The sequence below is a fragment of the Colwellia ponticola genome (assembly GCF_005885605.1).
Lineage (GTDB): Bacteria > Pseudomonadota > Gammaproteobacteria > Enterobacterales > Alteromonadaceae > Colwellia > Colwellia ponticola.
Genome location: NZ_SZVP01000002.1, coordinates 223,063 through 247,455 on the forward strand (window position 1 = coordinate 223,063; position 24,393 = coordinate 247,455).

Annotated in this window: 22 protein-coding genes; 18 read left to right on the forward strand and 4 right to left on the reverse strand. The window is 42.8% G+C overall.

Annotated features, from left to right (window positions below):
* The 6 genes from FCS21_RS04030 to FCS21_RS17105 all read left to right on the forward strand — a co-directional run bounded on the left by FCS21_RS04030 (position 1) and on the right by FCS21_RS17105 (position 6,225).
* Positions 1 to 1,176: a lipid-transfer protein gene (locus tag FCS21_RS04030; protein ID WP_138620702.1), complete on the forward strand. Its 1,176-nt coding sequence runs from the start codon at positions 1 to 3 to the stop codon at positions 1,174 to 1,176.
* 9 nt (positions 1,177 to 1,185) lie between these two features.
* Complete coding sequence (locus tag FCS21_RS04035; protein ID WP_138620703.1) at positions 1,186 to 2,355, forward strand: acyl-CoA dehydrogenase family protein; 1,170 nt, start codon at positions 1,186 to 1,188, stop codon at positions 2,353 to 2,355.
* 12 nt (positions 2,356 to 2,367) lie between these two features.
* A complete protein-coding gene (locus FCS21_RS04040; RefSeq protein ID WP_138620704.1) occupies positions 2,368 to 3,567 on the forward strand; it encodes an acyl-CoA dehydrogenase family protein in 1,200 nt (399 codons plus the stop codon).
* Entirely contained in the window at positions 3,567 to 4,679 is a 1,113-nt protein-coding gene (locus tag FCS21_RS04045; RefSeq protein ID WP_138620705.1) for an acyl-CoA dehydrogenase family protein, read from the forward strand. Before FCS21_RS04040 ends, FCS21_RS04045 begins: the two co-directional genes overlap by 1 nt.
* Positions 4,680 to 4,760: 81 nt before the next feature.
* On the forward strand, positions 4,761 to 5,501 hold the full coding sequence (locus tag FCS21_RS04050) for an SDR family NAD(P)-dependent oxidoreductase (protein WP_138620706.1): 741 nt from the start codon (positions 4,761 to 4,763) through the stop codon (positions 5,499 to 5,501).
* Positions 5,502 to 6,093: 592 nt separating this feature from the next.
* Positions 6,094 to 6,225 (forward strand): hypothetical protein, encoded by a 132-nt coding sequence (locus tag FCS21_RS17105; RefSeq protein WP_281279955.1) that lies wholly within the window; start codon positions 6,094 to 6,096, stop codon positions 6,223 to 6,225.
* 109 nt (positions 6,226 to 6,334) lie between these two features.
* Here the strand turns inward: FCS21_RS17105 and FCS21_RS04055 are convergent, their stop codons facing one another.
* From FCS21_RS04055 to FCS21_RS04070, 4 genes are all read right to left on the reverse strand, one after another.
* Complete coding sequence (locus FCS21_RS04055; protein ID WP_246046987.1) at positions 6,335 to 7,441, reverse strand: transporter substrate-binding domain-containing protein; 1,107 nt, start codon at positions 7,439 to 7,441, stop codon at positions 6,335 to 6,337.
* Positions 7,442 to 7,788: 347 nt separating this feature from the next.
* Positions 7,789 to 8,577, reverse strand: coding sequence for an SDR family NAD(P)-dependent oxidoreductase (locus tag FCS21_RS04060; RefSeq protein ID WP_138620707.1), 789 nt, complete (start codon positions 8,575 to 8,577; stop codon positions 7,789 to 7,791).
* A 51-nt stretch (positions 8,578 to 8,628) separates the two neighbouring features.
* Positions 8,629 to 10,749, reverse strand: coding sequence for an oxidoreductase (locus tag FCS21_RS04065; protein WP_138620708.1), 2,121 nt, complete (start codon positions 10,747 to 10,749; stop codon positions 8,629 to 8,631).
* A gap of 144 nt (positions 10,750 to 10,893) precedes the next feature.
* Complete coding sequence (locus FCS21_RS04070) at positions 10,894 to 11,748, reverse strand: alpha/beta fold hydrolase (RefSeq protein ID WP_138620709.1); 855 nt, start codon at positions 11,746 to 11,748, stop codon at positions 10,894 to 10,896.
* A 409-nt stretch (positions 11,749 to 12,157) separates the two neighbouring features.
* Between FCS21_RS04070 and FCS21_RS04075 the strand changes: the two genes are divergently transcribed.
* The 12 genes from FCS21_RS04075 (at position 12,158) to FCS21_RS04130 (ending at position 24,389) form a co-directional block, all read left to right on the forward strand.
* On the forward strand, positions 12,158 to 12,901 hold the full coding sequence (locus FCS21_RS04075; RefSeq protein ID WP_138620710.1) for an SDR family NAD(P)-dependent oxidoreductase: 744 nt from the start codon (positions 12,158 to 12,160) through the stop codon (positions 12,899 to 12,901).
* 9 nt (positions 12,902 to 12,910) lie between these two features.
* Positions 12,911 to 13,549, forward strand: coding sequence for a nuclear transport factor 2 family protein (locus tag FCS21_RS04080; protein ID WP_138620711.1), 639 nt, complete (start codon positions 12,911 to 12,913; stop codon positions 13,547 to 13,549).
* 62 nt (positions 13,550 to 13,611) lie between these two features.
* Positions 13,612 to 15,474 (forward strand): long-chain-acyl-CoA synthetase, encoded by a 1,863-nt coding sequence (locus tag FCS21_RS04085; RefSeq protein ID WP_246046989.1) that lies wholly within the window; start codon positions 13,612 to 13,614, stop codon positions 15,472 to 15,474.
* Positions 15,474 to 16,685 (forward strand): thiolase family protein, encoded by a 1,212-nt coding sequence (locus FCS21_RS04090; RefSeq protein ID WP_138620713.1) that lies wholly within the window; start codon positions 15,474 to 15,476, stop codon positions 16,683 to 16,685. The genes FCS21_RS04085 and FCS21_RS04090 overlap by 1 nt, the downstream gene beginning before the upstream one ends.
* A 1-nt stretch (position 16,686) precedes the next feature.
* Positions 16,687 to 17,622: a bifunctional OB-fold nucleic acid binding domain-containing protein/MaoC family dehydratase gene (locus FCS21_RS04095; protein WP_138620714.1), complete on the forward strand. Its 936-nt coding sequence runs from the start codon at positions 16,687 to 16,689 to the stop codon at positions 17,620 to 17,622.
* A gap of 190 nt (positions 17,623 to 17,812) precedes the next feature.
* On the forward strand, positions 17,813 to 18,703 hold the full coding sequence (locus FCS21_RS04100) for a VOC family protein (RefSeq protein WP_138620715.1): 891 nt from the start codon (positions 17,813 to 17,815) through the stop codon (positions 18,701 to 18,703).
* A complete protein-coding gene (locus FCS21_RS04105) occupies positions 18,703 to 19,578 on the forward strand; it encodes a CoA transferase subunit A (protein ID WP_138620716.1) in 876 nt (291 codons plus the stop codon). The genes FCS21_RS04100 and FCS21_RS04105 overlap by 1 nt, the downstream gene beginning before the upstream one ends.
* Positions 19,579 to 19,592: 14 nt before the next feature.
* Entirely contained in the window at positions 19,593 to 20,408 is an 816-nt protein-coding gene (locus FCS21_RS04110) for a CoA-transferase subunit beta (RefSeq protein ID WP_246046991.1), read from the forward strand.
* Positions 20,408 to 21,277, forward strand: a complete 870-nt coding sequence (locus tag FCS21_RS04115) for an enoyl-CoA hydratase (protein WP_138620718.1) — start codon at positions 20,408 to 20,410, stop codon at positions 21,275 to 21,277. Before FCS21_RS04110 ends, FCS21_RS04115 begins: the two co-directional genes overlap by 1 nt.
* Positions 21,278 to 21,279: 2 nt before the next feature.
* Positions 21,280 to 22,434, forward strand: coding sequence for an NAD(P)H-dependent flavin oxidoreductase (locus FCS21_RS04120; protein WP_138620719.1), 1,155 nt, complete (start codon positions 21,280 to 21,282; stop codon positions 22,432 to 22,434).
* Position 22,435: 1 nt separating this feature from the next.
* Positions 22,436 to 23,188: an enoyl-CoA hydratase family protein gene (locus tag FCS21_RS04125; RefSeq protein WP_138620720.1), complete on the forward strand. Its 753-nt coding sequence runs from the start codon at positions 22,436 to 22,438 to the stop codon at positions 23,186 to 23,188.
* A 34-nt stretch (positions 23,189 to 23,222) separates the two neighbouring features.
* A complete protein-coding gene (locus FCS21_RS04130; RefSeq protein ID WP_138620721.1) occupies positions 23,223 to 24,389 on the forward strand; it encodes an acyl-CoA dehydrogenase family protein in 1,167 nt (388 codons plus the stop codon).
* Positions 24,390 to 24,393: the final 4 nt, after the last annotated feature.

The following is a 24,393-nucleotide window of genomic DNA, read 5'->3' on the forward strand; positions in this document are numbered from 1 at the left end:
ATGAATGAGTCAATTAGCGGTAAAGCTGCCATTGCAGGTCTAGGTGTCACCGAGTTTTCTAAAAACTCTGGTCGTACTGAATTACACTTAGCGATGGAAGCCACTTTAGCGGCATTAGAAGATGCTGGTATCGACCCAAGTGAGGTCGACGGCTTCAGTAGTTATTCTGTTGATAAAGTACCAGAATATGAAATTGCCCGCTTACTCGGTTGTGATCAAGTGAAGTTTTTCTCGCAAGTCCCTCACGGTGGTGGTGCGGCATGTGGACCCATTATGCACGCCGCTATGGCGGTAGCAACGGGTGTGGCAAAAACAGTGGTTGTTTATCGTGCGATGAATGAACGCTCTTGGTATCGTTTTGGTACGGGCGATTACGGTTTTGCGGCGTCACCATTTTTTGAAAATGTTAACTATGGCTACTATATGCCCCATGGTTTTCACACCCCGGCTAGTTGGGTGGGTATGTTTGCTCAGCGTTATATGCATGAGTTTGGTGCTACCTCAGAAGATTTTGGTCGTGTGGCTGTGTCTTCACGTGATTTTGCTGCGACTAACCCGGCAGCTTTCTTCTATCAAAAGCCAATTACCTTAGCCGATCATCAAGCGTCAAAATGGATTTGTGAACCATTGCACTTACTTGATTGTTGTCAAGAATCTGATGGTGCTGTTGCTATGGTTATCACCAGTGTTGACCGTGCTAAAACGTTAAAACAAAAACCGGTGATCATTAAAGCAGGCGCGCAAGGTATCGCTGAAGGTCAACAAATTATGACCTCATATTACCGTGAAGATATTACCGGCTTACCGGAAATGGATATCGTCGCTAAAGAATTGTATGCGCAATCAGGTTTAGGTCCAGATGATTTTCAAACCGCCATTATTTATGATCATTTTACCCCGTTTGTACTGCCACAGCTTGAAGCGTTTGGCTTTGCTGATCGCGGTAAAGCAAAAGACTTTATTCGAGCGGGTCATCATGAACGCGGTGGTAAGTTACCTATTAATACCCACGGCGGACAGTTAGGTGAAGCCTACATCCATGGTATGAATGGTGTAGCAGAAGCGGTAAGACAAGTACGTGGCACTTCAGTAAACCAAGTTGACGATGTTGAGAATGTACTCGTTACCGCAGGTACAGGTGTGCCAACGAGTGGTTTGATTTTAGGCGCAGAATAGGAGTGCATTATGTTCATTGATTTAACACCAGAGCAAAGGGCATTACGCCTAGAAGTTAGAGATTACTTTACGCAATTAATGACACCTGAGTTGCGCCAGCAACTTAGGGGTAAAGAAGGCGGCGATAACTTTCGCAACGTTGTTCGTCAAATTGGTAAAGATGGTTGGTTAGCCGTAGGCTGGCCAAAAGAGCATGGTGGTCAAGGCTACCAAGCGACCGAACAACTTATCTTTTTTGAAGAAGCTAATATCGCTGGCGCACCATTACCGTTTGTAACCATCAGCACGGTTGGTCCTGCGCTAATGGAGTTTGGTACTGATTTACAAAAAGAAAAATTTTTACCGGGTATTGCTAGTGGTGAAATTCACTTCGCTATTGGCTATTCAGAGCCTAATGCTGGCTCCGATTTAGCCACGTTAAAAACCAAAGCAACGCTTGAAGGTGATCATTTTATTGTTAACGGTAATAAAATGTGGACTTCAGGCGCAGAGTCAGCTGATTATATATGGCTTGGCGCGAGAACAGATCAAGACTTACCGCGTCATAAGGGTATCTCTATCATGATCTTAGATACCAAAAGCGAAGGTTTTAGTAGTACGGTTATTCCAACCTGCTCAAACCCAACGGCAGCCTCTTACTATGACAATGTTAAAGTCCCTAAAGAAATGCTAGTAGGTGAACTAAATGGTGGTTGGAGACTAATTACCTCACAGTTAAACCATGAGCGTTTAGGTTTAGGTTCATGGTCAGATAAAGTCGTTGGCTTGTATCGTCGCATTTATCTTTGGGCTAATACACCTGACGAGCAAGGTAAACGAGCTACCGATATTGCGTGGGTAAGAGCAGCACTGGCAGAGTGTTACGCCAAGCTTGAAGCCATGCGGTTAATTAACTTTAGAATTGCTGCTGATTTAGAGCAAGGAAAAATGGATATCGCCTTAGCGTCAATCACTAAAGTTTATGGCTCAGAATGCTCAGTAGAAATTTTACGTAAGCTGATTGATATTGTTGGTATGAATGGCATGGTTCGAGAAGACTCAGCAGCCGCATTTTTACTGGGTGAACTTGAATATGAAGTACGTGCATCAGTAACACTAACCTTTGGTGGTGGTGTTAACGAAATTCAACGTGAATTGATAGCCCAGTTTGGTATCGGTATGCCAAGAGCAGTGCGTTAGCAGGAGAAAAATATGAGTGATTTAGATGGATTTCGCCAAGAAGTCCGCACTTGGCTAGAGGCTAATTGTCCTATGTCATTGCGTACACCAACCCCTGATGGTGAACTTATTTGGGGCGGAAGTGACGTTAATTTTACTTTTGATGATCAAAAGTTATGGTTTGACCGAATGCGTGACAAAAATTGGTTTTGTCCTAGTTGGTCAACGCAGTACGGCGGTGGTGGCTTAACGGCTCAAGAAAATGGCATATTAGAAAGCGAAATGCGTCGATTAAAATGTCGACCACCACAAATCAATTTAGGCATTTGGATGCTCGGCCCGGTGCTTTTACAGCATGCTAACGAGCAACAAAAGCAGCAATTTTTAACGCCAATGACACGCGGCGAAGTACGCTGGTGTCAGGGTTTTAGTGAGCCCAATGCTGGCTCAGACTTAGCCAGTATTCGTACCAGCGCCGTAGACCAAGGCGATCATTACTTAGTTAATGGTAGCAAAATATGGACTTCGTACGGCGACAAGTCAGACTGGATGTATGCACTAGTAAGAACAGATGCTACAGCGCCTAAACATCAAGGCATTAGTTTGTTGCTATTAGATATGCACAGCCAAGGCGTGCAAGCAAAACCTATTGATTTAATTAGTGGTAAATCATCTTTTTGTGAAGTGTTTTTCGATAATGTCGTTGTCCCTAAAGAAAACCTGATTGGTGAGCTTAATGGTGGCTGGAAGTTAGCGAAAGAATTATTACAACATGAACGCAGCGCTATGTCTAAATTTGGTGAGTTTCAATTACCCACGCATTTTGACTTAATGTCATTGATGAGCGACTACCTGCCGTTGCCTCACAGTGCCAGTGAAGCGCTACTGTTTGATAAAGCCGTGGCTGTCAATATGGAAGAGCAGGCCTACAACCTAACCGTACAACGTTTAGGGGAAGAAATGCAGGCAGGACAAAGCTGTTTTGGTTTAATGTCAATTATGAAATTAGTGCATACCGAGCAAGAAAAAATAAAGTTTGAATTGTTACTTGATGCCATGGGTTATCGCGCTTTAGGCTGGGAAGATGATAATTTCACCGAACAAGAGCAAGCGATTAACCGTGCTTGGTTAAACAGTTTTTCTCAAACCATTGCCGGTGGTTCCTCTGAAGTTCAGCTAAACGTGATAGCTAAACGTGTGTTACAACTACCTGAAAATAAAGGAGTAAGCTGATGAGTATGGTGTATAGCGAAGACGACCGCATGTTGGCTGATACGGCTGAAGAGTTTCTTAGTGCAAGAAGCCCGGTATCGGCACAGCGTGCGCTACGTGATAATGGCGCGATACTTAATTATGATGCTGACATTTGGCAACAAATGATGGAGCTAGGTTGGGGCGCTATTACTTTTTCAGAAGAGCTCGGTGGTTTAGATTTTGGCTATAAAGGTATGGGCGCCATTTTTGAAGCGATGGGTAAACACCTTGCCGCTTCACCTATGTTATCGTCGGTCACTTTATGCGGATCCTTACTACAACAACTAGCCAATACAGAACAACAGGCGTGGTTAACAGCCATTATCAGTGGTGAAAAACGTCTAGCATTAGCGGTTGATGAACACGCAAGGCATAAGCCAGACGCTATCAATACCACAGCAACAACCGTGAATGATGGCTTTATCCTTAGCGGTAAAAAAACCATGGTTATCGATGGTGTTAGCCCTGATGGTTGGATTGTTTCGGCACAACATGAAGTTGGATGTAGTTTGTTTATCGTACCATTTAGTGACCAAGTTAAGGTTAAACGCCTTAAACTTATCGACTCTCGTAACTATGCAGAACTTACCTTTAGTGACTTAAAGTTACCAGCAGCTGCTTTATTAGGTAAAGCGGGTGACAGTTTTAAAGCACTCGAACATGCATTAGATTTGGGCCGTTTATGTTTAAGTAGTGAAATGCTCGGTAGTTTGAAAGCGTTATTTAACATGACCGTTGAGTACCTAAAAGTACGTGAACAATTTGGCGTAAAAATTGGTACTTTTCAAGCTTTACAGCACCGCGCTGCAAGATGCTTTGTTGAATTAGAGCTAGCTCAATCTTGTGTGACTACGGCGCTTTCGACCGCCAATGACTCACCAGAAAACCTAGCGGCTAGTGTCAGTTTAGCGAAATGGAAATTATCGAAAGTCGCTGATCTTATTAGTGGTGAAGCAGTGCAAATGCACGGTGGTATTGGTGTTACCGATGAACTAGATATTGGTTTATACCTTAAGCGTATCCGCGTAGCACAAATGTGCTTTGGTGATAGCGATTTTCATCAAGCGCGTTTTTCCGCGTTAATGGCTTGATTATGTAAACAATAGTCTTACCAAGTAAGGCTATTGTGACTACTTACTTTATTAAAGGCTTTATTAAAGGAAATATTTGTAATGTCAACTATGTTTAATCTTGAAGGACGTACCGCCTTAGTGACAGGCGCAGGACAGGGAATGGGCACGGGAATTGTTGAAGCATTAGCTCGACAGGGCGCCTGTGTTTATTTAAATGACTTATTTGAAGAGCGTGTTGATACTCAAGTAGCGGCTATGCAAGCTAAAGGCTATCACGTTAAACCTGCAGCAGGGGATATTACCGATCCTGACTGGATAAAGCAGATAATAGCTTGCTCAGGTGGTATTGATATTTTGGTTAATAATGCTGGCGTACCTGTGGGGATGCCAGGGGCATTACGTCCTTTTGAAGAATTAACGGCAGCCGACTATGAACGTCAATTTAGCTTGAATTTTTATGCAGTGGTTAATCTGGCGCGAGCTGTGTTACCGGCCATGATTGAACGCGGCCATGGCAGAATTGTCATGATATCTTCAGAGTCTTGGCGTTTAGGACAATCTTTAGGCTTAAGTGATTATGCCTCATCAAAAGCAGCAACCATTGGTTTTATGCGTACTTTATCAGCTGAAGTGGGTAAAAAAGGTGTTACTGTTAATGCGTTGTCATTGGGGGCTATGAATAACCATGGCTATGATGATATTGCTGCCAAAGTAACGGCAGTAGGACGTGCCGGTACCCCTGAAGATGTTGGTGCGGCGGCGGCATATTTAGTGTCAAACGAAGCATCGTGGATGACAGGGCAAACCATTGCACTCAATGGTGGTTCTTGTACAGCGTAAAGCATAGGCGACTTTATAACGTTATTTTTTACGAGGTTATTATATAAAAAAGGGCGCCAATACTATTGGCGCCCAGTAAAAGTTAACCTTTTCTCTTTCTCGGTTTTACCACTTCTGTACTTGCAGATTCTTTCTTTAATTTACGTTTTTCTTTTAACGACAACGCTGGTTTTTTCTTATCATTTTTAGACATCTTCATCACCTTAAAATAAATAACAGATTAATTATGTTTGTGTTTTTTGTAACAAATTAAATTAGAAGTTATAGAAAAATAAACCATCCGCCTCCTTAACTATGCTTAATGAATAATGTAGCTTTTTGAATAACTAAAGGTATCAGCCATCAGTGTTACCATGGCATTAATATACTGCTTATAAATTACCACTTACTAAGTTTATTGCTGAATATAACGTTTATCTGTGAGCTCACAGATGGGCGTAAGGGTACGCCTGCTTAAGCGGGGAATTTTAGGGCGAAGCTCCCTAAAAATAAAATATAATAAAGTACCGAATAAACGGCTGGTGTAGGTGTTTTCATGGCCCTAATATAGCAGCTTAAATATTAACTTCAAGCCTATACAGTAATATAAAGTATGGGCGTACATGAAAACATGGCAATGAAGGTGTTATCAAACGAAGCCGTTGCCAAAGGTTTTGCTGAACCGATGTTTGATGTGTTGATGAAAGGCTTGGGTAAATCTGTTGCAGCAGTTAAAGGGAGTTAAGTGTTAAGTATTAAGTATTAAGTGTATTGCTAGGGAGGCTGTTAATAAAAGTACTATTAAAAATAACTTGTTATAGCTACAGCGCCCCTAGTAATAAAGGCTTATAAGTTTAGTTTTTCCCTAAGTATTCTGCGGTAATACGTTCAATTTTCTGATCTTCAGCAAGTTCTAATAAAATTAAGTTAACGTCATTAATTAGCTCACTGTCAGCTCTAAACGCGAAGCCATAACCTTGTTTGTAATATTCAGCGTTGGGAATATGAATGTTATCTGCTTTATGGTTGTTTTTATAAAACATTAATTGTGGGCGGTCAAAAACGACGGCATCAACACTTTTGTTTTTCAACTTTTCCATTGCTTCAGGTAGCGTGGTTACTAAGACAGTTTTACCTTGGTATTCATCAATAAAGTCGATGGCAGGTGAACCCGACTTAGTGGCAATTTTCTTACCTGGAAACTGCTCTACTTGGGTGATATTTGAACTACTAAACCCTGATAATGTTAGCGTACTAGCAATACCTGCAATCATTGAGGTGGCAAATATTAATGAAATAACCATCCAGCAACCGGCAACAATTCGACCTTTTAAGCTTACTGGCGCCATATCACCATAACCTGTGGTACTCATGGTCACAATAGCTAACCACATACCGTTAGCGATACCTCGTTTAGCATCAGCTGGAAATTGCTCAGGGGAGTGGTGGCGTTCGGCCAACCAAAATAATAGACCGACAGCCGCTAATAAGGATAAAAATATACTGACAGCAATTAATAATTGCATACTAAAAAACGGTTTTATTTTCGCCCAAATCGTCGAGTTTTCATCGCGAGAGGCAATAGTCAGGCTTGACTGGTAATAAGGTTGAGAAAAGCGAAAGTCTTTTACGCGATCTGAAGTAATACTAATGGGTCCAGCCAGTAAGTCGACTTGACCTTGCTGCAAAGCATTTAACGCTTTATCAACGGTTTCGAAATACTTATATTGATACTGCCATCTTTTTTCACGAGCGACATTTTCCCAAATTGACAATGATATACCCTCTAATGAATCATCAGCGCGGTTGTGTATAACAAAAGGAGCATCACCGGCAACGGCAACGATTAGCGGTGTATTAACGCCATCGTTGTGGACAACATTTTGTGCATGTGCTGATAAGGTTGCCAAAGCCATTATGCTTAAGGCGTATAGTAGTGTATGAAATTTATTTTTTAGCATAAAAACTCAACTGTTAAGGTTAAAATTATAAAGGCAGACGTGATGCTTGAGTGAACTTCACCGCTATTTAGTATCAAAATAGTAGTGAATAGGTTATCGCGTTAATGTATTCAATGCCAACTCAAATACCTAAAAAAACGGATAATTAATGTCAGTAATGATTGATTTTCTTAATAAACTAATTTTTTTTAGGGGGAGGGGAGAAGGTCAGTCATATCAAAGGCGCCGCTTAATAAACCTGCAGGTCGAGGCTTGCCTCGACAAAATCTCGTATTGTTCCCACGCGTAGCGTGGGAACAAGGTGTAAGCTGTCTGGCTTTGCTGTGCTCGCGTTAACCTAGCAAAAGTTAACGCTCTGGCGCGCCAGGTACGCCGTAATAATATTGCCCAGCAGTTAAACCACCATCAATAACCATTTCAGCGCCATTACAATATGACGCCTTTTCTGAGATTAAAAATTGCACCATATTAGCCACTTCTTCAGGTTCACAACCGCGTTGTTGGGGGATAAAGGTAAAACGGCTATTAAGTGCATCACCCGATAGCCCTTGAGGGTTTGTCATGGGCGTATTGACCGCACCAGGGTGAACACTATTAACGCGAATACCAAAGGGGCCTAATTCAAGCGCAGCGGTTCGGGTTAAACCTCGCACGGCATATTTGCTTGCGGCATAGGCACTGGTACCGTTGTTAGGCAATATTGACGACGCTGATGAGATATTAACAATGGCGCCGCTGCCCGCCTTTTTCATACTGGGTATTACGCTGTGTAAACCTAAAAAAGTGCCCGTGAGGTTAATGTCTATTAACTGACGAAACTTTTCCACATCGGTCGTTTCAAGCGTAGAGAATAACAATATGCCAGCATTATTGACTAAAATATCAATATTGCCATGTTTCGATAGCGTCATATCGACAAGCGCTTGCCATTGTTTTTGGTCAGTTACATCATGGGTTACCGGTGTAACGGCCTTACCAAGGGCTAACGCCATTTCATTAAGTTCTTGAGTAAGAATATCGGTTGCTATGACCGTCATACCTGCATCAACGAATACTTGGCATATTGCTTTACCAATGCCGCGTGCGGCTCCGGTAACAATTGCCACTTTATGATCTAGCGTAACAGAATTTTTCATGATGAAGACCTCTATTTTTGGTAATGTTAAGTTATCGGTAATGTTAAGTGTTTAGCAACTTAATCCCGCTCGGTAACCACTGTTTAGAGCACCTTCTATATACGCTACTTCGTTATTGTCACCAATAACCGTAACCTTATGTCCTGCGTTGATCAACGTATCTGCAAAACGCCTATCGGCTGCAATACCACTTGCCATAACAACAGTATCAGCAAGCACACTTTGGTGTTTTTCTTGAGCTTGATAATGCACAGTTTTGTCATCTATAGCCGTGACTTGTGCTTTGGTGATTAATGTAACACCAAGTTGTTTAAGGTGATCTAATACGCGCCAACGCCTAACAATACTTAATTCAACACCCAGTTTGCTGCTCGCTTCAAGTACCGTTACATGTCGGCCGCGCTCTGCTAAAAATTCAGCCAGCTCTAAGCCGACTAAGCCACCACCGACTATGGTTACTTGCTTACCAAGTGGCATCCATAAGTGTGATAATTTTTGTAGTGCACCAAGTTGCTTAGTTAACCCCAGTAATTTACCTGAAGCCATCATGAATCGTTGTTGTAGGTTAAGTTGTGAGCGAGTACTAGCGCTGACTTCACCGGTTAATAGTTGCCTTAGTTGCTCACCAGACCATACATGCTTTAACGTAGCACCTTTAATATCAGGCATCTCTCGACTTGCGCCTGTGGCAATAAAGAGTTCATCGGCGTTAAGTGAATGAAGTAATTCAAGTGTAGCGGTAGTATTGAGCTTTACCTTAACCTTTGATTGCGCCAATTGTTTTATCTGAAAATCAAGTAGTTTCGCATTTTCAGGGTAGGCTAATGCTGCAAAAAATAAGGTGCCGCCTAATCGGCTACTTCGTTCTAATAGCGTAACGTGATGACCTCGGTTACTGGCAGTAATTGCGGCTTCGATACCTGCGGGGCCGCCACCAATAACGATAATGTTTTTAGGTTTATCGGTCATGATAACGTTTAATTCAAATTCTTTACCTGTGCTAGGATTAGCCGCACATTTTACTCGTTGATTAATAAAGACCTGACTGACACAAACATAACAATAGATGCAAGGGCGAATATCACCTTCGCGATTGGCCATTAACTTATTAGGCAATTCTGGGTCAGCCAATAGTTTTCGGCCCATAGCGACAAAATCACATTGACCAGTAGCAATGGCGTTATCGGCAACATCAGGCTCTAATCGGCCAACGGCAATGACTGGAATAGAAACGGCTTTACTAACCTTTGCTGTCCAATCTAAAAAGCCTGCAGGTTTATGCACTAAAGGCGCAGCAGTAAAAGAAGAGCCATTAGTTAGCGTAGAATAGGCAGAAATACTAACCGCATTAAACCCAGCTTTTTCAGCCATCTGTGTGACGGCAATACAATCTTCAAGAGTAATGCCGCCAGGAGTGTCTAACTCTTGAGCATCAAGTCTTAACCAAACAGGAAAATCATCGCCTATCCGTTGACGTATTGCTGCAATAATCTCAAGCAATATACGGGCACGATTTTCGATATTACCACCATATTCATCGTCACGTTTGTTGTAATAATTTGATAAAAAACCCGCTAAAATGTAAGAATGCGCGGCATGTAATTCTATACCGTCAAAGCCCGCTTGTTGGGCACGTTTTGCCGCAGCGGCAAACCATTCAATGAGTTGCGCAATATCTGCTTTATCCATCACACGTATTTTTATCGGTTTATCTGCAGCAGGACGTACAAAAGTACTTAGCTCCTTATTAGTGACTGATTGCATTATGTCATTTTTAGGTGGAGCAGGTGGCATTGACGGTACCCAAAGCTCACGACCTTCAGCAAGATCGCGCACTGCAGTTTTACCGGCATGTTGTAATTGCAAAGAAATTTTTGCTCCGTGGGCATGAACCCTATCGGCTAATTTTTTTAAACCAGGAATAAATTCATCTTTAGAAATACCTACTTGATAAGGCTCTGCTGTGCCTGCTGGAAAAGCAATGGCTATAGAGCCCATAGTGATTAAACCAACGCCACCTTTTGCGCGTGCTTCATAAAAAGCTTGAATACGTTCGCCACAATGCCCATCTGGTTCTGCATAGTTTGAGCCCATAGGTGCCATGATGATACGGTTACGTAAAGTGAGTCCACCGATTTTTCCTGGTTTTAACAAATGCTGATAATTTGACATAGATTACAACCTATTATTATTATTTATTGGTATTGGTATTGGTATTGGTATTGGTTGAGATGAAAATACCCATTTCACTACTACACAGGCCACTTTTTCTGTATAGCAAGCCGTTTAGCCAATAATGAAACAGGTATAGATTAATTATCCGTGCTGTAAAAAGTCAATACAGCTGCGGTTAAATAGTTGTTGGTGCTCTACTTGTACCCAGTGACCACAACGATTTAGCATAATAAAACGAGCCGTTGCTACATTATCTAGAAATTTATGCATGCCCTCATGCGGATTAAATTTATCATTAGTACCCCAAAATCCTAAGACAGGACAGGTAAGTTCAGTTAAGCGCTCTGTCATGTTAGGGACCATCATGGTGGTAAATAAGTTAGCAGGTTGGGTAACCGCAACGGCAGAACGCTCTGCTAATATATCATCAGAAAGAATAGATGAATCAAAAAGTTGTAAGCTCATCACCTCACGCATTTCCTCTACACCCATAGGGCCTTTGGCAAAAACGTCGACCATGCGCACAATACCTTCCATTTGAAAGTAAGTTTCACGTTCTTCAACACCGCCCGGCGCCATCAAAATTAATCGCGCCACTGTTTCTGGATAATCTAATGCTTGCCCTAAGGCAATAGCACCACCTAAAGAATTACCTAATAGGGTGACTTTGGATAAACCAAGGGCGTTGATTAAGCCGTTTAGTGCGGTAACAAAAAAGTCGAGGTCATAATTTACATCGTCGGGTTTATCTGAGCGACCAAACCCCGGTAGATCGAGAATAATATTGCGATAACCAGCGTTAGCAAATTCAGGGTAATTACCTTTAAAATTACTAAAGCCACTGGCGCCTGGGCCACTACCATGAAGCCATATAATAACCGGTCCTTGACCTTGGTCGAGGTAATGCAATGTTAAGCCACTCTCTAGGGTGACAAAATGACCTGTTGGTAATGGTAAATCTTGTGTTTTAGCTGAGTTGCTTGCTTGGTGATTCAAAACGCTTACTCCTATTGACTATTTATTAGAAAGTCATGAACCAATCACAACCCCTGTCTATTACTGTGTGTTTTTCGTTCTCTGTGTTAGCTATCTACTTCGCTCTTTTCAGTCTATTTAGCGACTAAGTTAGTGACGTTTTAGTGATATCTATTAGAAAAAATTCCAATATGAGCTTGCATTCCTACAACGCCAAAAACATCGTCCATTTAGACCAGAATTAGTTTTCTATGGTTAGTCTTGTTGGACGATGCTGCTGTAGGGCAGCTATTCCATTATTTGTTATATAAAACGTATTAATCATAAATGTTGTTGCAGCAGTAAATTTTACTTTAGCAGTGCCGATTACTCTGAACACTGTTTTTGACAAGCTGTTTTTAAAAATACAGATAAACATGGGGATATGAAGATGAAACACCAAAATCAAGTTGTGTTAATAACCGGAGCAGGGCAAGGCATGGGGCAATCTATAGTACGCCACTTTGCCGATGCTGGCGCCAATGTAGCAGCTGTTGATATAAATCCTCAAGCGTTAGCTGCCACCGTTGATGAGCTTAACGGCTGGATAGAGGGTCAAATAATCGCCATTACCGCGAATATCTCACAGAGTGATTCGGTGCGAGATGCCATTGCTACTACGGTTGAAAAATTTGGTCGACTTGACGTTATTATTAATGTTGCCGGTGTTGGCTCTATTGATACTTTTATTGATACACCTGATGCTCATTGGGACAAGGTTATTGGTGTTAACTTAACCGGCACTTTTTTATGTTGTCGTGAAGCCGCCAAAGTAATGCAAAGCCAAGGTTCAGGTAGCATTATTAACATCTCAAGTACTGCAGCCTTAACAGGTGAAGGCCCCAGTCATTATTGCGCATCAAAGGCAGGTGTTATGGGCTTAACTCGCAGCATTGCCCGTGAGTTAGCCAGCAGTGGTATTCGTGTTAATACCATAGTGCCAGGCCCTACCAATACCCCGATGATGGCAGATATTCCTGAAGAATGGACCCAGCAGATGATTGATGCTATTCCACTGGGTCGTATGGGCGAAAGTGATGATATTGCCAAAGTAGCTAGTTTTTTAGCGTGCGATGACTCTGGTTTTATTACCGGTCAAAATATCGCTGTCAATGGCGGTATGGCCTTTATCTAAGGAAAGATGATGACGGATTTAACCACGATGACACTAACCCAGCGTATTGACCGACTAGAGTCTATTGAGTCTATTAGACAATTAGCAGGTAAGTACTCACTATCATTGGATATGCGAGATATTGATGCTCACGTTGGCTTATTTACGCCAGATGTTCGCGTTGGCGGAGGTAAAACCGGACGTGCTCATCTCAAAGCCTGGGTTGATTCAACCTTGCGCGATCAGTTTACCGGTACTAGTCATCACTTGGGACAACATATTATAGAAATGGTTGATGAAAATCATGCTATTGGTGTTGTCTACTCTAAAAATGAACATGAAACAGGGCGCGAATGGGTGCTAATGCAGATGCTGTATTGGGATGATTATGAACGTGTTGATGGCGTGTGGTATTTCCGTCGTCGTTTACCCTGTTACTGGTATGCCAGCGATATTAATTCAGCCCCCGTTGGTGATATGAAAATGCGTTGGCCAGGTAGAGAGCCCTATACCGGTACCTTTCATGACTTATTTCCCTCATGGCAAACCTTTTGGCAAAACAGACCACCTGCTGATGATTTACCTGACGTTGCTGCTCCAGCACCACTTGAGCACTTTTTGCGTACCATGCGTGGCGATACCCCCGCACCTAAAATTCGCGTGCGTTGATTACGCTAGTTAATTGAGAGTAGTTGATTAATAAACTGATTAATAAACATAGGAGATAGATAGTGGATAATAACACAGTGAATCAAGCAGGTGCTCTCGATAACGCACCTGTACCAAGGTCGGTCACGCAAACCAAAATGGACAAGCGTGCATTAGCTGCGCGTTCGGTTAGTCCGTCTCAAAAGTATTCAATTGCCGATCGTTTAGAAGAGCATGCAAAAAAAAATGGTGCAGCACCGTTTTTAGTTTATCAAGATCAACGCTTTAGTTATAGTGAAGTGAATGTTCAGGCGAGTAAGTTTGCTAAGGCATTACAAGCGCGTGGCTTGATGGAAGGAGATGTCTGTGCGATGGCAATGGAAAATCGTCCTGAATTCTTTTTTACTTGGTTTGGTCTAACCAAATTAGGCGTGGTGGTGGCTTTTATTAATTCACAAGTTCAAGGTAATGCGCTTGAACATGCCATTAACACCAGTGGCGCTGATGTTGTGATTGTCGGTGAAGAGTGTGCCGCCCGTTTTATTGAAACGCCAGCGCTAGCAAACAAAAAACTATGGTTAGTGGCCGATACAGAATTAACCGAAAAACCTGTTTTACCTAGTTGGATTGATAATACGTTTGACGCAGATGTTGCGGCGCAAAACGGCGATAGCTGTTTATTGGCCCGCGGCGCTACTGATGGAGAAACGCCAACACTTCTTATTTTTACCTCAGGGACTACAGGCTTACCAAAAGCCGCTATTTATAGTCATATGCGTTGGTTAACGTCGGGTGATGTGATGGTTGAAACGGTTTCAGCCACCCCTGATGATATATTTTATTGTTGCCTACCATTATATCACGGTGCTGCTGCGACTTCAGTTACGTCAACAGCACTGGCTGCAGGGGCAAGTATCGTGATTAGGCGCAAATTTAGTGTTAGTAATTTTTGGTCTGATATTGAAAAATATCACATCACTGTTTGCCAATATATTGGTGAAATTTGTCGTTACTTATTAAATTATGCTGAGGCGACTGGTCATAAGCCTAAAGATCATCAATTACGTTGCATGTTAGGTGCAGGTTTAACAGAAACTAGCTGGCGTCGCTGGATTGAATATTTTGGTGATATGGATATTCTTGAGGGCTGGGGCTCTACCGAAGCTAATACTAATTTACTCAATGTAGATAATCACATTGGCTCTTGTGGTCGTGTACCACGCTGGGATCGTACCAATTTCAGGTTAGTAAAGTTTGACACTGAAACCGAAATGCACAGTAAAGATGAAAATGGTCACTACATTTTGTGTCAACCCGGTGAAGTTGGTGAAGGCTTAGGTATGATTATTAATCATCCCGATTTTGGGGGGGGCCGATTTGAAGGCTATACCTCTAAAGAAGGGACAGAACAAAAAATTCTGCGTAATGTTTTCCAAGAAAATGACGCTTACTGGCGTTCAGGCGATTTACTACGTTATGACGACAATGGTTATTTCTATTTTGTTGACCGCATTGGTGATACTTATCGCTGGAAAAGCGAGAATGTATCATCACAAGAAGTCGCTAACGCATTAGCAGAGTATGAGGGCGCAGAGCTTATTAATGTTTATGGAGTTCAAGTGCCTGAGCATGAAGGACGTGCAGGTATGGCGGCTATTGTTATGCAAGAAGGCTGTCAGTTTGATCCTGCGGCATTTTATGCGTTAACTACCGCTAAAGTGCCCAACTATGCCGCGCCACAGTTTGTGCGGGTAAGTAAAGCCGCTGACATGACATCAACCTATAAGTTGCGTAAAGTCGATTTACAAAAGCAAGGCTATGACCCAGTAGCGTGCAATGAACCAATTTATGTTCGCAATGATAAGTTATGCGCTTATCAACCATACAGTGAAAGTGTGTTACACGCGGTAGGTTTTCTACCGTTTGCTCATACCAAGGAGAAATAATGGGATTATCAGGAAACGCCGCTATCGTAGGTGCGGCGCAATACAAACCCGAAAAGTACCAAACAGCACCACAAATGTTTCATTTGGAGCAAGTTGCCGACTTAGCACATAAAGCGCTACTCGATGCTGGTTTACATAAAGATGATTTAGACGGCCTAGTGATCAACGGCCCTCATTTTCATGAAGCTTCTGTTTTTGTGCCAGCGATGGCTGCCGAATACCTTGGTATTGAAGTTAACTTTGCTGAAGTTGTCGATTTAGGTGGCTGTACTGCCGTTGCTCAAATTTGGCGCGCAGCAGCGGCTATTGAAATGGGCTTATGTCAGGCAGTACTGTGTGTTATACCAGCAAGAATGGCACCATTAGGGCCCGATGAAGATCCCGCATGGATGGCGCAAGCGATGCGTTTTGGAGGTCACAGTACCGCCTATGGCGCACCTGAAGCTGAATTTGATTTACCTTATGGTCACATGGGTCAAAACACTGGCTATGCGATGATTGCTCAGCGTTATGCAGCGCAATATGGTTATGACAAGTCAGCGATGGCTAAAATTGCGGTAGATCAGCGCTTTAATGCGCAATATCACAAAGATGCCATTTTTAGAGGTAAAGAGTTAACGGTTGAAGAAGTACTCGCCTCCAAATTAGTTGCTGATCCATTACATGTACTTGAAATTGTAATGCCAGTAGCCGGTGGTGCCGCAGTGATTGTTGCTTCTAAAGAGCTAGCGGCACGCGCGAAAAAACGTCCTGCATTTGTCACTGGTTTTGGTGAGCGTTTATCATTTAAATCACCGTCATATGCTAAAGATATGACAGTAACCCCGGTCGCTGAGGCGGCAAAACGCGCTTTTGCTATGGCAGGGCTTACGCCACAAGATATCCATGCAGCACAAATTTATGATTGCTACACCATTACGGTATTACTGTCACTTGAAGATGCCGGTTTTGTACCTAAGGGTGAAGGGCAGCGTTTTATTAAAGAACATAACTTGACATGGAAAGGTGATTTTCCATTAAACACCCATGGTGGTCAGCTCAGTTTCGGTCAAGCAGCAGCAGCGGGTGGCTTCTCACAAGTTATTGAAGCGTTTGATCAAATTTCTAACTCTGCCGAAGGGCGTCAACTCAAAGGCTGCGATAATATATTTGTTAGCGGCACGGGTGGCGTGATGAGTGAGCAGGGTGCATTGATATTACAAGGAGGCTAGTATGGCAACGTTAAAACCTATGCCAGTAGCAACAAAAATTTCAGCGCCATTCTGGCAAGCGCTTAAAGAGAATCAATTAAAAATACAGCAGTGTAATAGCTGTGATGGTTGGGTGTTTTATCCACGTAATCATTGTACGCATTGTTTTGCCCATGATCTGCAATGGAAACAAATTAGCGGTGAAGGCGTTTTATATTCTTACACATTAACACGCATACCAACCATGCCTGAGTTTAGTGATGAAATGCCACAAGCTTTAGCTGTTGTTGAATTAGCACAAGGCGTGCGCATTAATACCACGTTAATTGATGTGGCAGAGCAAGATATTACCATTGGTATGGCAGTAAAACCTGTTTTTGATAAGGTCAGTATTGATGGCGAAACATTATTACGTTTTACGTCGACAGAAAATGTCGGTGGAGTGCGTGATTATATTGACCCCCTTAAAGATCTTACTCGCAACGACCAGGGTCAAGTACAAGTTCCAGTAAGTAACCTTACGGCACTTTCTGCCTTAGCAGATAATAAATTCACTGATTGGAGCAATCAAATAGTCGTTGATCAAGCGTTGATTAACGCCTTTGCTGAGCTATCAGGCGATGATTATTGGTTGCATACCGACCCTGAGCGCGCGAAAAAAGAGAGTCCCTTTAAAACCACTATCGCTCATGGCTCGCTAGTGCAAGTGTTGCAATCAAGATTAACTATTGCGCTACCTTTTGAAATCATTGGTTTTAAAACCATGGTTAACTATGGTTCAAATCGCTTACGCTTTCCGGCACCAGTACCTGCAGGTTCAACGATTTATGGCCGTAGTAAGGTACAAGATATTAGTGTTTCTCACAAAGGAGTGCAATTAACGTTAGAAGTGCATATCCATGTGGTTGGTAGCGATAAGCCCAGTGTCATTAATGATTTGGTTATTTTATATCGTTAACCGCTAATCACTCACCTATGTTCACAAAAACCGTTTAACAAGTGTATTGTTAAGCGGTTTTTCTTTTTTATCTGTAAGTTAATGACTATTAATGCTTTTTTTACTATTGATTGTTAGTCTTAATGGACGATGAAGCGCTAGTCATTTACTTTGATAATGAGTCCAATCACAATTTTGTAAGAGAGGGTTCATGGATATTCGCGCATTAGGTTACTTCGTTGCACAATCGGACAAACCAGAAGAATGGAAAGACTACGCCGAGCAGGTTTTGGGGATGATGACCTCACCTACTGAAGAAGGTGGTTTTTACATAAAAATGGATGAACGTCCATATCGCATGCTTATTGTTCCCGGTGAAGAAAAGCGTTACTTTGCCTCAGGTTGGGAACTCTCTGGCGCTGCTGCTTTTAATGATGCTAAACAAACATTAGTAGAGAAAAATGTCGCCTTTGAAGAAGCTGATAGCGCTTTATGTCAGCTGCGCGGTGTACAAAACATACTCATTGTTAATGACCCCGCAGGCAATCGCCACGAACTTTATTGGGGTCATGTGTCAGACTGCCAGCCTTTTATTTCTCCTCAAGGGGTACCTACGTTTGTTACCGGAGACATGGGGCTTGGTCATACAGTATTACCCGCGCCAAATTTTGATGAAACATTTCAATTTTTAACCGATGTGCTGGGTTTTGAACTCTCAGATTTATTCAACTTTAAACCTACGCCAGATGCTGATCCTATTCGCATTTATTTTATGCATTGTGCCAATGCACGCCATCATAGTTTAGCCATTGCAGAGTTTCCTGTACCGAGCGGTTGTGTGCATACCATGGTTGAAGTCGACAATATGACAGAAGTAGGTCGTGCTCATGACAGACAACAACAGCACGATGTCAAACTTTCAGCGACCTTAGGTCAGCATCTTAATGACAAAATGACCTCGTTTTATATGAAAACACCTTCTGACTTTGATTTAGAGTACGGTTACGGTGGTTTACAAGTTGATAACTGGCAAGAACATTGCGCTTTTGAGTTTAACCGAGTGAGCCTTTGGGGTCATGATTTCTCAGTAGGACAAAAATAATGAATAAATTAAAAACAGCAGCCGAGATGGTTGCTCAATTATCTGATGGTATGACCATAGGTATAGGCGGCTGGGGCCCTCGTCGTAAGCCAATGGCGTTAATTCGTGAGATTTTACGTTCAGATCTTAAAGACCTCACTATTGTTGCTTATGGTGGTGCTGATGTTGGCATGCTCTGCGCTGCTGGAAAAGTTAAAAAATTAATTTTTGCTTTTGTCTCGCTTGATTTCATTCCATTAGAGCCATTCTTTCGCAAAGCGCGTGAGCAAGGTGAACTTGAACTCATGGAAATAGATGAAGGCATGCTATTGCTAGGTCTTCGCGCAGCGGCTTGGGGCTGTCCGTATATTCCAACACAAGTTGGTTTAGGTACTGACGTAATTAAACATAACCCGGATATAAAAGTTATTGATAGTCCATACGATGAGAAAGAGTGGCTAGCCATGCCGGCAATTAAGCTTGATGCGGCACTCGTTCATGTTGACCACGCCGATGAGCGTGGCGTATGTCAGATTTCGGCTCCTGATCATCACATGGATGACTGGTTTGTTCGCGCGGCGAAGAAAAGCTACGTCAGTTGTGATGAATTGGTGACAAGTGATCACTTTAATAGTCCAGAAGCTTCACGTCAGGTTTTTTGGGAGCGTAGCTTAACTACTGCCGTTTGTCATATTCCTGGGGGCGCCCATCCAACGAGTTGCGCACCGTTTAATGGTATTGATAATAAGCACTTATTGCATTACAACAAATGCGCGAAAGAAGGTGGTTTTAGTGCCTACAGTGATGAGTTTATCAGCAATAAAACAGAGCAGGAATATCAAGAACTTCTTGGTGGACTTGCTGCTATTCGCGCTATCCCACAAACGACTTATTAAGGCAGGACATTATCATGACAACTCAGTACAGCTTGGCAGAATTAATGATTTGTGCCGCATCCACCGCTTTTGATAACGATGGTGAAGTTTTAGCTACAGGCATCGGCGTAATACCACGTTTAGCGGCAACGTTATCAATGAGCACCAAAAACCCTGATTTGATGATGACAGATTCAGAAGCTTATTTACTTAGTGAGCCTAACCCTATTGGCGCACGCGGTGATGATTTTATTCAACGTAATGAAACGTGGATGGGTTTTTCTCGTATTTTTGACAACGTTTGGAGTCGTAAACGCCATGCGATGATTGGTCCAACGCAAATAGATCAATTTGGGCAAAGTAATATTTCAGCCTTAGGTGGTGACTACGATAAACCCAAAATTCAAATGTTAGGTGTGCGTGGCTTGCCAGGTAACTCGATAAGCCATGCGAACTCGTTCTTTGTACCTAGTCATAACAAACGTGTATTTGTCGCGAATGAGTGTGACGTTGTTTGTTCTATTGGTTACAACCCTGATCGTTTGCCTAAAGGTTACCAATTAGATGACGTTGATATCCGTTTAGTGATTACAGATATCTGTGTGATGGATTGGCAAGGGCCGAACCATCAATTACGTTTAGTGAGCGTACACCCAGGTGTTAGCGTTGAAGAGGTGATTGAAAAAACCGGTTTTTCTATTCATGTTGATGACAATACACCGACTACGGTGGCACCAACAGCAGAACAGTTAGCTGTGATTGCTAAATTTGATCCTCACAATATTCGTGCTAAACAACTTAAAGACAACCCTCCAGGTATTCGTGCGGTGGTTGCTACTGAGGATTTATAATGAGCGAAGTTCAAACAATAGACGACGTGGTGCTATATGAAGTACGTGATCAGCTGGCAATTATTACCATGGATCGCCCCGACTATAATAATGCTCAGAATTCACAGATGACTTACGCGTTAGATAAGGCATTTCAGCTAGCAACTAACGATGATGACGTTAAAGTGATTGTCCTTGCGGGCAATGGTAAGCACTTTTCTGCGGGTCATGATATTGGCACCCCTGGTCGTGATGTAGATAAAAGCTTTGAGCGCACAACACTTTTTTACGACCATGCCAATAAGCCCGGTGGCGAGTTTTTATATGCCCGAGAGCATGAGGTTTATTTAGGTATGTGCCGTCGCTGGCGTGATCTACCTAAACCGACTATTGCTATGGTGCAGGGCGCTTGTGTAGCAGGCGGTTTAATGCTCGCTTGGGTGTGTGATTTAATTATCGCTGACGATAAAGCCTTTTTCTCTGATCCTGTGGTACGTATGGGTATTCCTGGAGTGGAATATTTTGCCCATGTACACGAGCTTAATCCCCGTATAGCGAAAGAGTTTTTATTCACGGGTGATCGCATGTCTGCTGATCGTGCTTATCAAATGGGTATGGTTAATCGGGTTGTGCCAACCGAGAACTTGCGCGAAGTAACATTTACCTTAGCCGACCGTATTGCACAAATGCCGCGACTGGGTTTGCAATTAACTAAACAAGTTATTAATAACGCAGAAGATTTAATGGGCAAACGTTCAACTATGGATATGGCCTTTGGCTTACATCATTTTGCTCATGCCCATAATGAGACTATTTCAGGCGATCGATTAGGCGGTTTTGACGCTAAAGCGATGGCTGATGCGAATAAGTCTGCAGCCAAGGAAAAATAACGATGAGTACAGTACACAATATTGCTAATGGTAATGCCGATATTAATACTGATGTTAATGCCGATGGTCGTTGGAATACACCGTTAACGCAAGCATTGGGTTGTCGTTATCCCATTATTCAAACAGCGATGGGCTGGGTTTCTGATGCAAACCTAGTCATTGCAACAACGCGTGCCGGCGGCTTTGGATTTTTGGCTGGCGCGACCATGGACACTGAGCAAGTAGAAAGCGAAATTAAGAAAGTTATCGCGGCAACGGGGACGAGTAACTTTGGTCTTAATTTTCATATGTTCCAAGAAAATGCGCAACAATGTCTTGATTTAGCTATTAGCTATAAATTACGGGCGGTCAGTTATGGCCGTGGTCCAGACCAAGCGACTATTGCTCGCCTTAAAGCCGCTGGCGTATTGTGTATTCCAACGGTTGGCGCGGTTAAGCATGCAATAAAAGCGGTTGAATTAGGTGCTGATATGATCACTATTCAAGGCAGTGAAGGCGGTGGTCATACCGGCAGCGTACCAAGCTCTATTTTATTACCACAAGTATTAAACGCGGTGTCGGTGCCAGTTATTGCTGCAGGAGGTTTTTCTTGTGGTCGTGGTCTAGCTTCAGTGTTAGGCGCGGGAGCCGCGGGTATGGCGATGGGCACACGCTTTTTGTTAACCTCAGATGCACCAACGCCAAAAAACACTCAACAACGTTATATTGACACCCAAGATAGTAGCGAAATTAGTATATCTACCGCGGTTGATGGCATGCGCCATCGTATGATCAATACGCCATTTATCACAGAACTTGAACGTGCCGGTGGCATAAAACGCTTGTGGCTTGCGCTAACCAGTGCCCGTCAATGGCAACAAGAGATGGGGATGACATACTTTCATATGTTGAAGGTATTTGTTAAAGGGTTACGTGAGGACCCTAAAGCAGCAGCAACCCTTATCATGTCAGCTAATCAACCGGTATTAATACAAAAATCTATGGTAGATGGTAAGCCAGATGAAGGTATTTTACCCAGTGGGCAAGTTGCTGCCAGTATTAATAATTTACCCAGTGTGTCGACACTAATTGACGAGATTATTACTGAGGCAGATAACTGCCTTGAGCAATTGATAAACCGCCGGACAACCGGTCAGCCGAATAAGGAGGCATCTTAATATGAATCAAGCATTTAAAAGCCATATTGAACATGGTATCGCCGAAATTGTTATCAATAAAGCCCCTGTTAATGCACTCGATAGTGTTGAATGGTTGGCGCTAGCAGACCTTATTGATAGTATTGGTAAAAACCCAGCAGCACGGGTATTGATTATTCGCTCACAAGGGCGTGGTTTCTGTGCAGGTGTTGATATTAAAGAACTCGATCAATACCCAGAGCGTATTGTTAGCGTTAATGCCGGTAACTATGAAACGTTTAAGGCGGTGCACCTTTGTCCTATTCCGGTGATTGTCGCATTACACGGTTATGTGTTAGGCGGCGGCATTGGCATCACGGGCGCAGCAGATATTGTTATTGCCTCTGAATGCACTACCTTTGCTTTGCCAGAAGTTGATCGTGGCGCGATGGGTGGCGGCGCACATTTACAGCGTTTATTTCCGGTACAAAAAGTACGCTATTTATTTTTTACGGGTGAAGCAATCACGGTACAAGACGCGGACAAATATGGTTTTATCGAACGTATTGTGCCAAAAAATGAGTTACGCGAGCATGCCCTAGATATTGCCAGTAAAATTGCCGCTAAAAGCTCAGACATGATCCGAATCGCCAAAGAAAGCCTTAATGGTATTGAAGACGGTGATTTAGAAGCTAAATATCGCTGGGAACAAGGTTTTACCTTGCAAGCTTACACCAGCCCAGATTCAGCTGAAACACGACGTGCGTTTGTTGATAAACGTGAAGCCACTTTTTAAGGCGCTTTTTTGAAGCCATTATGTCGAGATAATTATGAAATTAACTTATTCACCTAAACAACAGGCTTTTCGATTAGAAGTACGCCAATGGATGGCAGCTAATGTGCCTAAAGAAAAATTACCAACTTACGATACCAAGGAGGGCTTTGAATTACATCGCCAATGGGAACGCAAATTACATGAAGCGGGCTTATCAATGGTGATGTGGCCAACTGAATTTGGCGGTCGTGGTTGTGATTTAATTGACTGGCTTATTTTTGAAGAAGAATATTATGGTGCTGGCGCGCCACTGCGTGTTAATCAAAATGGCCAACTATTACTTGGTTCAACCTTATTAGAGTTTGGTACGCCAGAGCAGCAAGCACATTTTCTGCCCAGAATGGCCTCGAGTGATGACATGTGGGCGCAAGCGTGGTCAGAGCCTAATGCCGGTTCAGATATGGCCAATATCAGTAGTAAAGCGATCCTTGATGGTGATCATTACGTGCTTAATGGGCAAAAAACCTGGTCTACTCGCGCGACTTATGCCGACTGGGCATTTGGTTTATTCCGCTCTGAAGTAGGCTCTAAACGTCATCACGGTTTGTCTTTCTTAATGGTGCCACTTGACGCTGAGGGGGTCACTATACGTCCAATAAAAGCGTTAGACGGCGAAGATGCCTTTGCTGAAATATTCTTTGATAACGTTAAAGTACCTGTAGAGCATCGTATTGGCGAGGAAGGTCAAGGTTGGCATGTTGCTATGGCAACGGCGGGCTTTGAGCGTGGTTTACTATTACGCTCACCTGCGCGTTTTCAGCAAACGGTACGTAAACTTATTAAGCTCTATCGTGATAACAAAGTTAGTGCTGATCGCGATCCATCTATTGGCGTAGCAGTAGCTAAGTGTTGGTCTGATGCTGAAGCTTATGCGTTATCTGCCTACAACACTGTGGGTCGTCTTAGTAACGGCGATAAAATTGGTGCGGAATCAAGCATTAATAAAGTTTTCTGGTCTGAGTTAGATTTATTAATTCACCAAACAGCGATGAATATTCTTGGCTGCACTGGTGAGTTATTAACATCGGCACCACTTGCTGAAGAACGTGCATATTGGCTGCAAGGTTTCTTATTTGCCCAAGCAGGGCCAATATATGCTGGTGCTAATGAAATTCAACGTAACATTGTTGCTGAGCGTATGCTTGGCCTACCTAGAGCGTGAGTGT